Source organism: Streptomyces sp. L-9-10 (assembly GCF_004151105.1).
Lineage (GTDB): Bacteria > Actinomycetota > Actinomycetes > Streptomycetales > Streptomycetaceae > Streptomyces.
In genome coordinates this window covers 46,139-60,194 of record NZ_PHRF01000114.1, presented here as the reverse complement: position 1 = coordinate 60,194, position 14,056 = coordinate 46,139, and the positions used below count along the sequence as shown (strand labels likewise).

Genomic DNA, 14,056 nt, shown 5'->3' with positions numbered 1-14,056 from the left:
GCCGACCATCCCGGTACCGCGCTGGTGGAGATCTACCAGAACTGCAACATCTTCAACGACGGCGCCTTCGACGTCCTCAAGGACAAGGAGAAGGCCGCCGAAGCCGTGATCCGCCTCGAACACGGACAGCCGATCCGCTTCGGCATCGACGGCCGCAAAGGCGTGGTCCGCGACCCCGCCACCGGCGACCTCCACGTCGTCACCGTCACACCCGACAACGCATCCCAGATCCTCGTCCACGACGCCCACACCACCAGCCCCACCACCGCCTTCGCACTCTCCCGCCTCGCCGACCCCGACACCCTCCACCACACCCCCATCGGAGTACTGCGCAGCGTCGAGCGTCCCGTCTACGACACCCTGATGTCGGACCAGCTGGACGCGGCGATCCAGCGGAACGGCGGGGGCGACCTCGCCGCGCTCCTCAGCGGGAATGACACCTGGACCGTCAGCGGCTGATCAAGGACGGTTCGGAAGACCCACATCGAGAGCCGGACGTCGGCCGGACCGGGCCGCCGAGCAGAGCGTGAAGTGCGTCACAACACAGTGGGTGGACCTCGACTGCCATTCGCGGACTCGCGCCGGCAACGGCCCATCCCTGGTGGCCGATCCGAGGGCGCGCCTTCGACGGTCCGGGTGGTGCGCGGTCCCGGGCCGTCCCCCACTGACTTAGGCTGCCCTTCCCTGCCGCCGGGGTCGGGTGGTAGTGGTGGTGGGGTTCTGCCCATACTTCGGAAGTCTCGCCATGAACCAGGACAACGCCACGGGCCTCATCCCCTTCACGATCGACCTGACGCTCGAGGAAGCCCGTCGTCGGGCCGAGGTCATGGCCGCGCTCGGGCCCGACTGGGATCCGGTGGCCGCCCTCCGCGGCGAGGACGAGGCGTACGCGCTCCTCTACTCGGGTCTGGACGCCGAGCAGCAGCGCACCTACGACCTGCTGGTGGCGGCCGGCGTCCTGCCGGGGGAGGGGCCGGGCCGTGCGGCTGCCCATTGACCCGCAGGCGGACCTCGCCCGCCGCGCCTGGGTGGCCTGCCCCGTCTGCGACGACGCCCGTCACTGCGCGACCTGCGCCGACCGCCGCAACTGCGGTGCCCACTGGCGCTTTCTGATCTCCAACAGCGGGCCGGTCGTCCACCTTCAGTGCCCGCGGTGCACCCACATGTGGTCACTGAACACCCGGCCCGGAGTCACCCGCCGTGACGACGGCACCCCTTCCTGACGAGGCGAGCCCCGCTATCTGGCGGCGACCGTATCCGCGTCCTTGACCGCCGCGTCGAACAGCATGGCGGCCGCCGCACGGGCGGTTGTCGCCGCCGACGGATCCCGGTCCATCCGCGCCGAAACCCCGGCGCCGTCGTACAGAAGGTGCAGCTGCCGCGCCAGACCTTCGAAGTCGGCGACGCCGGCCTCCCGGGCCAAGTCCGTGAACAGCGTCCTCACCCACTGCCGGTACCGGTCCGCGGCACACTCGACCGGACTGCCGGACTGCGCCTCCGCGCTGGCCATGATGTGCGCACAGCCGTTGAAGCCGGGCTCGGTGAACAGCTGGCCCTGCGCGTCGAAGACACCCAGCAGGCGCTCACGCGGCGTCCGGAACCGGGTCAGGGTGCGCTCGATCTGCGCGCGGGTCTCGGCGTGGCGGGCGTCCAGGTATGCCCGCACCAGTTCCTCTTTGCTGCCGAACAGGTTGTAGAGCGATGCCTTGGCGACGCCGGCCGTCTGCACGATGCGGTCGATGCCCACGGTCTGCACGCCTTCGCGGTAGAACAGGTCGTCGGCGGCGGCCAGCAGACGATCACGCGCGGATGGCTTCGAGCCGTTGACCTTGCCGGGCATGGGTCTTTCCTTTGTTCAGACTGTCGGTACAGTTTACCGCTCCGTTCAGAGGCTCTCGTGGCTCCCACACGGGCTTCCCAGGGCTAGACAGACCTGTCTTCCCGGTGAGTCCGGCGGCGGCTCGTATGGCGATCAGGCGACTGTCATACCGCCGTCGACATTGAGGATGTGGCCGGTGATGAACGAGGCGTCTTCCGAGGCGATGAACACGATCGCGTCGGCGAGCTCTTCCGAGAGGCCGAGGCGGCCGAGCGGAACCTGGGCCACCATGTCCGCCATGTTCTCCGGCGTGCCCGTGAAACGGTTCAGCATGCCGGTGTCCGTGGGGCCGGGGGCCACGGCGTTGACCCGGATTCCCGACGCGGCGACCTCCAGCGCCACCGACTTGGTGAGGCCTTCGACGGCGTGCTTGCTGCCGACGTAGACGGAGGCCCCTGCCCCGCCCTCGTGCCCGTAGGTCGAGGAGATGTTGATGATGCTGCCGCTGCCCTGCTCCCGCATGGCGCGGACTTCGTGCTTCATGCTGAGGATGACGCCGAGGACGTTCGTTGCGAACGTCTCGTTGTAGGTCTCCGCGGTCTGGTCGGTGATCGGACCGGGCCGGCCTTCGGTGCCGGCGTTGTTCACCGCGACATCGAGACGGCCGAACCGTGTGACGGCCTCGTCGACCATGGCGCGGACGTCGTCCTCGTCGCGGACGTCGGTGTTGATGAACTCGGCCTCCGAGCCGAGGGCGCGCAGTTCCTCGGCGAGTGTCTTGCCGGCCTCATCGCGCCGGCCGGCGACGACCACGTTCGCGCTCTTCTCGGCGAAGGCGACAGCGGCGGCGCGGCCGATGCCGGTGAGTGCTCCGGTTATCAGAACGACTGGCTTGTCCATGAGCTCGGCTCCTGTATACGCGGTACGAGTCCGTACGCGGTATGGGCCCACGTGCGGACGGGTCAGACGGCTGTGCGTCCGCCGTCGACGGGGATGACGGCGCCGGTGATGTAGCCCGCTGCCGGCGAGGCCAGGAACGCGATGACGTCCCCGATCTCCTCCGCCTCCGCCACGCGGGACAGAACCGTGGTCCTTCCCAGGGCCGTGAGTCTGTCCCTCGACGCGCCGCCGGTGTGGACCGGTCCGGGGGCGATGGTGTTGACCCGCACACCCCGCGGGCCGTACTCGGCGGCCCAGGAGCGGGTCAGTGCGGCGAGCGCGGCCTTGGTGGCGCTGTAGGCGGCGCCGCCTGCCAGGCCGATCTGCCCGGCCATGCTGCCCAGGTTGATCACGGTGCCCCGGCCTCGCTCGGCCATCTTCGGCGCGACAGCGGCCGTGAGGTAGTACGCGCTGCGCACGTTGGCGTCGAACAAGTCGTCGTATGTGTCGGGGGGCAGGTCCGCGGTGGGTCCGAACCAGGAGAACCCGGCGTTGTTGACGAGGACTTCGACGTCCCCGGCCGCGTCCGCCAACTGCCTGACCGCGTGGGCATCGGTGAGATCGGCGGCGAGGAACTCGGCGCTGCCGCCGGCGCTCTCGATCTCCTTGACCACCGCGGCTCCGCGCGCGGCGTCGCGGCCGTGCACCAGGATCCTGAACCCGTCCTGGGCGAGCTTCAGCGCCGCGGCCCGGCCGATACCGGACGTCGCGCCTGTCACCAGGGCTGTGCGTGTCTCGGGCATGGTCACCCCTCCTTCCCCTTGATCAGACCTGATTAGACCGGTCTGTCTTCTTTCACTGTCCAGTGAAACAGTGCTCTATGGTCGCGTCAAACCGGCGCGGCTCACTCCGCTCATGGGCTGCCGTTTGGTGCGGGGAGAGGGCGGTCTGTCGCTGACCGTGATGCACGGTAGACAGACTGGTCTAACTGGCATGAGGGGCGGTCGGCGGTGTAGGTCAGTCGCCGTGACCGGTGACGGCCGTGACGCGAACCTCGACGCGCATCTTCGGGGCGCCGAGGGCCGACACGCCGATCTCGGTCCAGATGGGAGCGCGCTCGCCCATCCGCTTGCGGAGCTGGTCCACCATGACGCGGTTGTGGACCTCACCGATGAAGTCGGCGGACTCGGGTACGTGGTAGGAGTCCACGGCGACGACGTCACGCCATGTGGCGCCGGCCGAGGCGAGGGTCCGCTCGACGTTCTCGAATGCCTGAATGATCTCGTCCTCCAGGGCCTCGGGGAAGTTCCAGTCGTCGTCCCACCCTCCTTGACCTGAGGTCTCGACGCGGTCGCCGATGCGAACCGCCTGGTTGTAGTGCATGTTGGTCAGCTGCGTCTCGCCGTACCCGGGCGTGGCGAAGAACTCCGGCTTGCTCATGGTGTTGTTGTCCCTTTCTTGACTTCACGTGTGAAGTGAACGTAACACGCTTCACTTCACGCGTGAAGTCACAACCGTTCGGTAGGGTGTCGTCATGGCCGCCCCCGCGAACCCGAACCCCGGCGAGGACGCCTCCCATGACGCGCTGTGGCTCACCGCGCACGAGAAGGAGGCATGGACCGGACTGGTCTCGCTGGTCCTGCTTCTGCCGGGGCGGCTGGAGTCGCCGCTTCAGCACGGGGCCGGCCTGACTCTCTTCGAGTACTTGACCCTCAGCCATATCTCGGAGGCCCCGGAGCGCCGCATACGGATGAGCGACCTGGCCTACCTCGCCAGCGGCTCCCTGTCGCGCCTGTCCAACGTCGTCAAGCGGTTCGAGCAGCGGGGCTGGGTGGAGCGTTCGCCCGACCCCGACGACGGCCGGTACACCGTCGCCGCCCTCACCGACGCCGGCTACGACATGGTCGCCGCCGCCGCGCCCACCCATGTGCGCTCGGTCCGGCAGTACGTACTCGACCCGCTCACCGCCGCCGACCAGCAGGCGCTCGCCCGGATCGCCGCCAAGCTGAGGGTGCGGCCGGACGACCTGGCCTGACAGGGGCGCGTTGTGCGCTCGCCGGTCGCGTCGGTGTGGGTTCGGCTCGATGAACCGACGCCCGCACGGCCGCCTGGGACCTGCCGTGCGGGCGCGGAGGATCACTTCGTACGGTAGGCGTCGATGATCGTCTGGGAGAAGGTGTCACCCTTCCGGTCCGTGACGTCGGCCCGGAAGGAGACCGAGCCGCCGGCGGCCGGGTTGTCCACCCTCACCGCGCCCTTGTGCGTGACGAGCCGGCTCCACTTCTTGCCGCCGTCGTAGGAGACGGACACCTTCAGCGACGCGAGGTCGCGGCCGGCGGCCGATCCCTGGACGGTGACCGGCACGGACTGCCTGACGCCGGCGGCGGCCGTGGAGTCGGGGCCGAGTGCCGGGGCGTAGCGGACCACGCTCGTCGGGACGGCGGCGGCCTTCGCGGTGCGGGACGAGGTGAACTCGGCCTGCCAGGTGACGGTCGAGCTGACCGACGCGACGCCGGACGCGGCCCGGCCCACGGTGGTCACCAGGCGGTACCGCGCCTTGTCCGCGGGCACTTGGAAGGCGACGGCGTCCAGGACGTCGTCGGCGGTCGCGTACTTCCGGCCGTTGCGGTAGAGCGTGGTGGACGCGGATTCCGCGTCGTACACGCTTCCGCCGCTGTGGCCCGCGCCGTCGGCGAAGGGCGTGATCGTGCCGGTCAGTGTGTCGCCGTCCCGGACCAGTCCCCGGCCCTTGGCGAGCGCCGGGCCGAACACCCCGGTGTTGACGGTCTCGGTGTAGTGGTCGCCTCCGCGGTACGTTCTGCCGGGAATCCTGTATTCGGCCAGGACGGCGGGCGAGTTGGCCGTGAGCTGCTGGGAGTACTCGCCCCAGCGGTAGCCTCCCTGGAGGTATACCGTCCTCGTGTTCGGCAGGTCGGAGTAGAAGCCGACGGCCCCCGCCGGGATGTCCGGTGCGGTGGTCCAGTTCAGCCCCAGGGCCCCGGTGACCGACGCGCCCTGGCGTACGGTCAGCCTCGCCAGGTCCGCCGAGGTCACGTGCTGCGTGTGTCCGGTGTAGAAGGCGTCCGTGAGGGTGTCCGCGAGGTGGTACTCGCTGTCGCCGTTGGACCAGTGGGACATGAAGTACGAGGTGAGTTCGCCGGGCGGCACCGGGTCACCGATCTGGGCGGTGCGGGTGTCGGCCGGGTTCGCCCCCAGCCCCAGGACGTTGGTCGTCTCCGTTCCGTGCGCCTTCACCGTGTTGATCATGAAGGACGAGTATCCCTTGGCGTCCGGGTCCGGCAACGACACGTCGATCGGCTTCGCCCGCCGGGCGTCGATCTCGATGGTCATGTCGCGGTCGACCGTCAGCTTCGGGGAGACGAGGTAGTCCAGGCCCAGCCCACCGGTGCCGCCCCTCGCGAAGGTCTTGCCGACGACCGTGTAGTCACCGGCGGGCACGCGCACCGTGCTCGTGCCCTCGTCCCCCCTGACCAACTGGTAGTTGTCGTTGCCGATACCGGTCAGCGTGGCGGCCCAGTCGAGGTAGCCGGGCGTCGAGCCGTCGCGGCCGGTGGCTTTGAAGGTGAGGTCGTACGACTCCGCCGCGCGGTCGAGCCCCCCGACGCTGCGGACGGTCTGGCCGCCGCCGGTCGCGGTGACCGTGAGGCTGAAGGCGCCCCAGACGTCACCGCCGATACGGGTGTCCGCCGTGACGACGGCGGCGGAGGTGCCACCGGCCGGGACGGTGACCTGCTGGGCGCCGATGGTGAACAGCCCCTCGGGGGCGGCGGCTCCCGCCGGGCCGGTGCCCACGGCGGACAGGTCGAGCGTCACCGCCTGGTCGCCGTCGTTCCGGTAGATGATCGTCCTGGTCATCGGCTCGTCGTCGGTGTGCGGCCAGAGCACGCGGCCGAAGTTCAGCGAGACGGGCTCCGCGACGACGGTCTGCTTCGTCGCCCTGGTCAGGTCGATCCGGCCGCTGCCCTGCTCGTACGCGCTGTACGCGCCGGGTTCCGCGGAACCGGCCAGCGCGGACTTGATCCGCGGACCGGACCAGTCCGGATGCCGCTGGGCGAGCAGGGCGGCCGCGCCCGCGACATGCGGAGTGGCCATGGAGGTGCCGCTCATCGTCACGTACCCGGGGGCGGGATGCGGGTACCCCGGCAGGGTCCCCGCGGCCGACGCCGCCGTGATGTCCACGCCGGGCGCGGTCACATCGGGCTTGACGCCCCCGTCCTCCAGACGCGGGCCCCGGGAGGAGAAGGACGCGAGCGCGTCCTTCTTGTCGACGGCGCCCACGGTCAGCGCGGACTCGGCGACGCCGGGGGAGCCGATGGTGGTGTCCCCGGGGCCGGAGTTGCCCGCGGCCACGACGAACAGCGCCCGGTCGGACAGTGCGTCGACGGCTTCTTCGAGCGGGTCGACGCCCAGCGAGTCCGTGGCGCCGAGGGACATGTTCACGATGTCGGCGCCCTGTTCGACCGCCCACTCCATGCCGGCGATGATCTCGGAGTCGAGGCCGGAACCGGCGGAGTTGAGCACCTTGCCGATGATCAGGTCGGCACCCGGTGCCACGCCCTTGTAGGTGCCGCCGGACGCCGCGCCGGTCCCCGCCGCGGTGGAGGCCACGTGCGTGCCGTGCCCGTGGTGGTCCTGGACGTCCGCCTCGGCCGTGAAGTTGCGCTGGGCGACGACCTTGCCGCCCACGTCGGCGTGGCCGGTGTCGATGCCGGTGTCGAGGACGGCGATCTTCACACCCGTCCCGTCGTAACCCGCTTTCCACACGTCCGGTGCGCCGATCTGCGGCACACTCACGTCCAGTGAGGCCGTCGCCACGCCGTCGAGCCGGATGGAGGCCACGCCCGGCGCCAGTTCGCTGACTCCGGTGGAGGTGTCGGTGAGCGAGGACCACGCTCCGGCCGCCTCCTCCGGACGCAGGACGAGCGCCTCGCCGTCCACCGCGTCGAGATCCCGGACGGACGTGCTGGTCCGCGCGTGCAGTCGCGTCCGGGCGGACGGGTTCTCCGCGGCGTACTCGACGATCACCGGCGTCCCGCCGTCCGCCAGGTCGTCGTACTCGGGACGGTTCAACTCGGCCGCGTCGAACAGCGACAGGTCGAGGCGCCCGGCCGCGATCAGCGGTTCGATGTCCGAGGGGATCACATAGCTGTGTCCGCCGGTCTCACCGATCTGGACGGGTATCGAGGCCCGGCCCTTGGCGGGCGCCACTCCGACAACGTTGCCATCCTTGTCCAACAGCACCTGATCGCCGGTGATCAGGACGACGTTCCGGGCCGCGTCCGCCGCGGTCGCCACGCCCGACGCGGTCGCCAGTGTCGTCGTCCGCCCGGTGTCCGCGGTGGCCGACGGGGCGTTGGTGAGCCCCGCTGTCGTCCCCGCCACGAGTGTCACGGCCGCGGCCACCGCGACCGCGCCAGCTCTGATACGTCTTCTTCTCAGCACTATCGCCCCTGTCTGCAGGCTCTCTGGGCTTGGGTATCAACAGATGATCGATCAACACGCGGGCGACAGCCTGTCCGTGATGAAGAGATCATGTCAATGGCGCGTGTGGGGTGGGGCGGCCGACGGCTGGGACGATCAACTGTGGCGCCGCGCAGCCCAGTTGGCCGCATGCATGGCCCGAGCACGCGCGTGCTCGGGCCCCTGGGCGACGCGCCTCGGCGGACGGGCGCGGGTGGGCGGCCGTTGCCCGGCCCTGTCGCTGCCGCCCTGCCACGCGGCGCCGGTCCGCCTGATCACACGTCGGCAGATGCTGTGACCGCCCCGCCTCGCCCCGCCCCGCCCGGCCTCAGACCGCCGAGCCTCCGGCGCCCGGGTTGTCGCGGGTGAGCAGGTCGCTGATCCGGGCGATCATCTGGCTCTCCGCGCCGTCGCGCGCGGTCGTCGGGTGATACGCGAGCACGAAGCGGCGTCGCTGGTCACGAGTGGAGAACGCGGCGTTCTTGTAGCCGTACTTCTCGCCTGTCTTGCCCCAGAGGGTGACGCCGTTGACGACCGCCCGCTGCAGCCCGGTGCTGTACCGGGCCGGGCTGCCGTCCAGCATCCGCACGTCGTTCGGCGGCAGGGTGAACATCAGCCGGAGCAGTCCGGGCGGAAGCAACTCGCCGGAGAAGAGCGCGGTGAGCATCCGGTCGAGATCGCGCGTGGTGGAGATCATGTCGCCCTCGCCACGGACGGACGACTGGTCGTACACGGTGATGTCCCGGAGACCGCCGTCGGCCATGGCCAGGTAGCCGTGCACGTGCCGGCCGTGGATGCGCGGGTCGTCGCCGGGCACGACGGTGTGCGCCAGGCCCAGCGGGCGCAGAAGGCGGGCCGCGACGGCCTCCCCGTACGGGCGGCCGGTGACCGAGTCGATGATCAGCGCGGCCAGTACGTAGTTGATGCCCCGGTACTCCTGCCGGGTGCCCGGGGCGAACTTCAGCGGCCCGTTTGTCGCCGTCGCCACCCACTCCCGCGGCGTCCAGTGGTCGAAGCGGTGGCGGAACACCTCCTCCGCGGTCTCCGGTTCCGGGATGCCGACATGGTCGGGCAACCCGCTGGTGTGGTTCAGCAGGTGCGCCACGGTGACGGCCGAGAAGCGGTCCGGCAACAGCCCCGGCAGGACCCGCCGTACCGGCGCGTCCAGCGCGATCCGGCCCTCCGCCACCAACTGCAACACCACCGTGGCGACGAAGATTTTGGTGATGCTGCCGACCCGGAACTTCTCATGCGCTGTCACCGGGCGTTGTGTCCTGATGTCGGCGACGCCCGAGGTGCCGCGCCAGTGGCCGGCTGTGCCACCGACTCGCAGTTGGGCCGCGGTCGACGGCGGATGCTCAAGGTCGTCGATCGCCGCCTGGAGAGCACCGGGGTCCAGCGGCGGGAGCGGCGGGAGCGATGCGAGCGGCACGGGCGAGGCGGTGGCGCGTGGCGCGGGCAGCGCCACGCCGACGGCCAGCGCGGCCGTTCCCGACAGGGCGGTTCTCGCGAAGGCCCTTCGTGACATGCGTGTTGAGATCATGTCCCACACGCTGTCAGCGGGCACGCGCCCGCGTATCGGGGGAGCTCCGGAGCGATCCCTGATCTCACCCCGACCCGACCCGCACGCACAGGCACACGCACACGCACACGCACACGCAAGGAGCGTCGACAACTCGCGTCCCGGTGAACCGCTTCGGGAAACCGCCCACCGCTGACAAGACCTCCTGGTGACGGGGGTTACGGCGTGCTGGGGGAGTACACGAGCCGCAGGCGGGGAGCCGGCGGCATGGGCGCGGACGCGTCCGTCGCCGGAACGGCGTGGAATGCCCCGATGACGTAGGCGGCGAAGCGGCGGGAGGCCGTGAGCCGGTCTGTGCGCGGCACGTCCTGGACGCCGCGGTGGGCCATGAGCATCAGGATCAGGTCGTCGACGACGAAGCCGGAGCGCATCTGGCCGGTCTTCTGGGCGCGGCGGGCCAGTTCGGCGACCGCGCGCAGAATGGGCTCTCGGTCGGCGGCGAAGTCCGCGGCCTCGGGGAAAGCCGTCATGAAGGCGTCGGCGAATCCCCGGCTGTGGGCGTGGAGTTCGCAGATCCGCTCGACCAGGCTCTGGAATCCGTGCCACGGGTCCGGGTCCGCGAGGGCGTCGCGGACGACGCCGTGGCAGGCTCGCCGCTGCTCGGCGAAGGTCTCCACGATCAGGGCCCGCTTGGTCGGGAAGTGCCGGTACAGCGTGGCGGGGCCGACGCCCGCGTGCCGGGCGATCTCCCGCATGGGCGCGCTCAGGCCCTCCTCGCCGAACACCGCGCGGGCGGCGTCCAAGATCCGGGCACGGTTGTCGCGGGCGTCGGAGCGCACGGTCTGAGGCAAATGGTCGGTCATGGCTTCTCACTTTAGCCAAACGGACGGGTACGTCCGTTACGGTCCGATGACGGTGATGCCGCCCTGCCCGCCCGGCACCGCGCCGGTGATGCCTCGGCTGTGGGGGCCGGCTCACCGCACACGGCCGTCGCGGCCGTGCCCCGTCGTTCCACCGACCCCAGGAGCCAAGATGAAAGCCGTCGTGATCAGGACGTTCGGAGACCCGGACGGCCTGGAGGTGGTCGACCTGCCTGTGCCCGTCCCCGCACCGGGGCAGGTGCGGATCGCCACGGAGGCGATCGGGGTAGGCGGCGTCGACGCCGTGATCCGCCGGGGAGCGCTCGCCGCCTACGGCTTCCGGGAGGGCCATCTCCTCGGCAGCGAGGTCGCGGGAAGCGTCACCGCGGTGGGCGAGGGCGTGGACGCCTCGTGGACAGGGCGGCGGGTGTGGGCGTTCACCGGCCTGTCCGGTGGCTACGCCGAACATGCCGTCTCCGCGGTCGAGGACATCCTTCCGCTGCCCGACGGCCTGACCGGCGCCGACGCGGTGGCTCTCGGAGGCTCCGGCGTGGTCGCCCACTTCGCCCTGGACCGCGCCCGTTTCATGCCCGGCGAGACGGTCCTCGTGCGCGGTGCGGCGGGCAGCATCGGGATCACGGCGGTCCAGCTGGCGGCCAGGGGCGGCGCGGGCGCGGTGGCGGTCACCACCTCCTCGGCGGAGCGCGGCGCCCGCCTGCGCGACCTGGGCGCGACCCATGTCCTCGACCGCTCCGGCGAGGACGGCTCGGACACGCCGTTGGGCTTCGACGTGGTGATCGATGTCGTGGGGGGTCCCCAGCTGCCCCTTTTCCTGGACAGGCTGAACTCCAACGGGCGGTTCGTGGCCGTTGGCGTGGTCGGTGGACAGCCACCGGCGGACTTCGGCATGCGACTGATGGACGCGTTCCGCAGGTCGCTGTCGTTCGCCACCTTCAGCTCCGACACCGTGCCCGGCCCCGACAGGCAGGCCGTGCGGTCGTCCCAGTTCGCCGCTGCCGTACAGGGGGACCTGCGCGCGGTCGTCCACGAGGTGCTGCCGCTCGACCAGGCGGTGCTCGCCCACCACCGGATGGACGCGGGCGAGGTGTTCGGCAGGATCGTGCTGACCCCCTGAGCCTGGCAGGGACAGTGTCCGTGGCTCTGGGGCAGGCCCGGGGCAGGGGGATGGGGCTCGGTGGCGTGACCACGACATGAGCGATCAGTGGCACCGGCCGGCGGGTGGGGCGCATCCGGACGCGCACGCCGGACACGGCCCCCGGCCGTCACGGGGCGCTCCGGGTGCCGGAGTCCCCACTCGCCCGCGATGCGCGGCGGATAGCCGAATCCGAGGCCGTCTACGCTCGCCGGCCGTTGGCCGTCGGTGATCGAATCGCCGGTGAACATCACGGTGCTTCCCGGTCGGACAGTGATGGTCATGTGCGCTAAACGAATCGAGGCCGGCCGCGGGTCAGGCCCTGGTGATCGTCCTGCCCGGCATCGGCTCCGCGAGTTCCGTGCGCCATTCGGGCGCACCGAAGGTGTCCGCGAAGTACTGCGTCTCGTGGACCACATGCCCGTGGGCGAATTCCATGACGCTCACCGAGTAGGTGGGAACCCCGTCGTACGTGATGACGCACTCGCTCACCCACAGATCCCCGCCGCCCACGATCCGGCGGACGGTGAAGTGCCGACTGGCGGGGTGCCCGCCACGCTGCGCCGAAATCGTCGCGCGGCCCCGGAATCGTTCACCTGACTGGGGGTAGTCGAGGATCGCGTCCGCGGCGTAGATGGCGTGCTCCGCCTCGGTGTCCCCGCGCTCCGATGCCTGCCAGTGTTCCTCGAGCGCGGCCCTGGTCCGGATATCAGGATCCATCGCATTGTCCCTTCCGCAGGCGGCCGAATCGATGGCACGAGCCGAGCGGTACCTTCTACGCTGCTCGGCCTCGATCTTTCGTGACGATCCCGACGGTTGCCTGACGACCCGTCACGAAATATCGAGGATAACCATGGCGCTTGGAGAGCGCATAGGCGCCGCAGAGAAGCCATATTTGATGTGATTGTATTTCTTTCTTTGGGCGGAAAACGTTCGCGAAAATGAAATACGTCAAACGGCAGTTCACTTTCCAGGCCACCAACTCCGCGAGCTGGGCGAGCGTACGAGGCCCGGGAGCACGAGGCCCTGGCGGCATCTCCGAGCTCGCCTTCCGGGCTCCCGCCGAGGCGCACGCGTGCGGTGTCAATGCTCATGTGTGACGAGCAATCAGAAACGCTCGACAACCGGTCGTCAGCGTGCGGGGAGCAACCCCGACAGCCGCGGCACACCGCCGCTGACCTGCGGGAAAAGGATTGAGGCTCTGCGCTCCTACCCTGATCTGGCGCGTCGACACCGCGACTTCACGAAATACTTCAAGAACGTTCACGACTGTCGTCGCCGGACGAACGCGCATAGATTCCACGGCGACTTGGGAGTGCTCTCAGCCCATCGACCAGCCCGCGGACGACGCCGTCGACGCTTCGGTGGCCGGTGGTCGGCGCGCCCCATCAGACGACGTGACCTTGAGAACGGATTGTCAGACACATGCCCCGTCACGGCTTACCCCGTCGCAGTGCGTCCGCGGCCCCGGCGCCGGTGATGCTCACCGCTGAGCTGGACGTCGCCGACCCCGACACCGGATACGGGAACACGAGCAACGTGGCTCACATGTCCCACGAGTTCGAGGCCGCCGTCACCCGACCGAGATCGGGCATATCGATGAACTCACCCTGGGACAGCCGTTTCGAGGCGCCGACGCCTCGGCATGCCGGCCTCGGGGAACCGAGCAGGGGCGGTGCCGCGTGATCGTCTCGCTGGTGGGCTCCGACGGCGCCGGCAAGTCGACCGTCTCCCGGCTCGCCACCGAGCGCCTGTTCGCGGCGGGTACGAGGGCCGAGCGGGTGGACCGGTGGGACATCATCGACAACGCCGACTACCCCGCGACCCTGTTCATGAGGCCCGATGTGCTCAACACCCGGATCTGTGTCGCGGAGATGCCGAGCACGTCCCGGTTCCTCTTCCTGATGTGGTCCGTCACCCATGCGCTCCTGGGCCGTACGCCGGAGGCGGGGCGGCCGGACAAGGTCACACTGCTCGACGGATACTGGATGAAACATGCCGCCGGTGAGATCGTCTACGGCCTGGACAGTGCGTGGGTCGAAGGCGTCGTCTCCGGCCTCCCGCGCTCCGAACAGGTCATCTACCTGCGGCTCGACCCCCATCTGGCCTGGGAGCGGAAGGTCGGGCGTGACGTCGTCCCGTACGAGTGCGGTATGGACCCGGAATGCTCGCGGGACAGCTTCCTGACCCACCAGAGCCGCATACTCGGGGTGCTCGACGACTGGGCCGAGCAGTTCGGATGGCTGACCGTCGATGCCGGGGAACCTCTCGACGAAGTGGTCGGCCGGGTCGTCTCCACCGTGTCCGCGCTGTCCACAACGGAACAGCGGTGAACGCGCCGA

At 70.1% G+C, this 14,056-nt stretch carries 13 protein-coding genes and 1 pseudogene; 6 read left to right on the top strand and 8 right to left on the bottom strand.

What is annotated here, in order from left to right; translation table 11 throughout:
* The 3 genes and pseudogenes from CU044_RS27025 to CU044_RS27015 form a co-directional block, all read left to right on the top strand.
* Nucleotides 1–459: pseudogene (locus CU044_RS27025) on the top strand (2-oxoacid:ferredoxin oxidoreductase subunit beta); the annotation flags it as partial.
* A 286-nt stretch (nt 460–745) separates the two neighbouring features.
* Nucleotides 746–997 carry a DUF6400 family protein gene (locus CU044_RS27020; RefSeq protein WP_129771366.1) on the top strand — a complete coding sequence of 84 codons (252 nt, stop codon included), beginning with the start codon at nt 746–748 and terminating at the stop codon, nt 995–997.
* A complete protein-coding gene (locus tag CU044_RS27015) occupies nt 981–1,223 on the top strand; it encodes a hypothetical protein (protein WP_129771365.1) in 243 nt (80 codons plus the stop codon). Before CU044_RS27020 ends, CU044_RS27015 begins: the two co-directional genes overlap by 17 nt.
* A 14-nt stretch (nt 1,224–1,237) precedes the next feature.
* Here the strand turns inward: CU044_RS27015 and CU044_RS27010 are convergent, their stop codons facing one another.
* From CU044_RS27010 to CU044_RS26995, 4 genes are all read right to left on the bottom strand, one after another.
* Nucleotides 1,238–1,840, bottom strand: a complete 603-nt coding sequence (locus CU044_RS27010; protein WP_129771364.1) for a TetR/AcrR family transcriptional regulator — start codon at nt 1,838–1,840, stop codon at nt 1,238–1,240.
* Nucleotides 1,841–1,972: 132 nt separating this feature from the next.
* On the bottom strand, nt 1,973–2,719 hold the full coding sequence (locus CU044_RS27005; protein ID WP_129771363.1) for a glucose 1-dehydrogenase: 747 nt from the start codon (nt 2,717–2,719) through the stop codon (nt 1,973–1,975).
* Nucleotides 2,720–2,781: 62 nt separating this feature from the next.
* Nucleotides 2,782–3,501: an SDR family NAD(P)-dependent oxidoreductase gene (locus CU044_RS27000; protein ID WP_129771362.1), complete on the bottom strand. Its 720-nt coding sequence runs from the start codon at nt 3,499–3,501 to the stop codon at nt 2,782–2,784.
* A gap of 214 nt (nt 3,502–3,715) precedes the next feature.
* The gene (locus tag CU044_RS26995; RefSeq protein ID WP_129771361.1) at nt 3,716–4,138 is read right to left on the bottom strand and encodes a Rid family hydrolase; all 423 of its coding nucleotides are present in this window, start codon (nt 4,136–4,138) and stop codon (nt 3,716–3,718) included.
* A gap of 94 nt (nt 4,139–4,232) precedes the next feature.
* On the opposite strand from CU044_RS26995, the gene CU044_RS26990 reads away from it, so the two are divergent.
* The gene (locus tag CU044_RS26990) at nt 4,233–4,733 is read left to right on the top strand and encodes a MarR family transcriptional regulator (protein ID WP_129771360.1); all 501 of its coding nucleotides are present in this window, start codon (nt 4,233–4,235) and stop codon (nt 4,731–4,733) included.
* 101 nt (nt 4,734–4,834) lie between these two features.
* On the opposite strand, the gene CU044_RS26985 is transcribed toward CU044_RS26990, so the two are convergent.
* The 3 genes from CU044_RS26985 to CU044_RS26975 all read right to left on the bottom strand — a co-directional run bounded on the left by CU044_RS26985 (nt 4,835) and on the right by CU044_RS26975 (nt 10,564).
* Nucleotides 4,835–8,110 (bottom strand): S8 family serine peptidase, encoded by a 3,276-nt coding sequence (locus tag CU044_RS26985; RefSeq protein WP_165371980.1) that lies wholly within the window; start codon nt 8,108–8,110, stop codon nt 4,835–4,837.
* Between the two features lie 397 nt (nt 8,111–8,507).
* The gene (locus tag CU044_RS26980) at nt 8,508–9,722 is read right to left on the bottom strand and encodes a serine hydrolase domain-containing protein (protein WP_129771358.1); all 1,215 of its coding nucleotides are present in this window, start codon (nt 9,720–9,722) and stop codon (nt 8,508–8,510) included.
* Nucleotides 9,723–9,919: 197 nt separating this feature from the next.
* A complete protein-coding gene (locus CU044_RS26975) occupies nt 9,920–10,564 on the bottom strand; it encodes a TetR/AcrR family transcriptional regulator (RefSeq protein WP_193564085.1) in 645 nt (214 codons plus the stop codon).
* 169 nt (nt 10,565–10,733) lie between these two features.
* Here CU044_RS26975 and CU044_RS26970 point away from each other — a divergent pair, with 169 nt between their 5' ends.
* Nucleotides 10,734–11,696, top strand: coding sequence for a zinc-dependent alcohol dehydrogenase family protein (locus CU044_RS26970; protein WP_129771357.1), 963 nt, complete (start codon nt 10,734–10,736; stop codon nt 11,694–11,696).
* A 333-nt stretch (nt 11,697–12,029) separates the two neighbouring features.
* Here the strand turns inward: CU044_RS26970 and CU044_RS26960 are convergent, their stop codons facing one another.
* Nucleotides 12,030–12,434 carry a nuclear transport factor 2 family protein gene (locus CU044_RS26960; RefSeq protein ID WP_129771356.1) on the bottom strand — a complete coding sequence of 135 codons (405 nt, stop codon included), beginning with the start codon at nt 12,432–12,434 and terminating at the stop codon, nt 12,030–12,032.
* A 962-nt stretch (nt 12,435–13,396) separates the two neighbouring features.
* Here CU044_RS26960 and CU044_RS26955 point away from each other — a divergent pair.
* Nucleotides 13,397–14,047: a thymidylate kinase gene (locus CU044_RS26955; RefSeq protein ID WP_129771355.1), complete on the top strand. Its 651-nt coding sequence runs from the start codon at nt 13,397–13,399 to the stop codon at nt 14,045–14,047.
* Nucleotides 14,048–14,056: the final 9 nt, after the last annotated feature.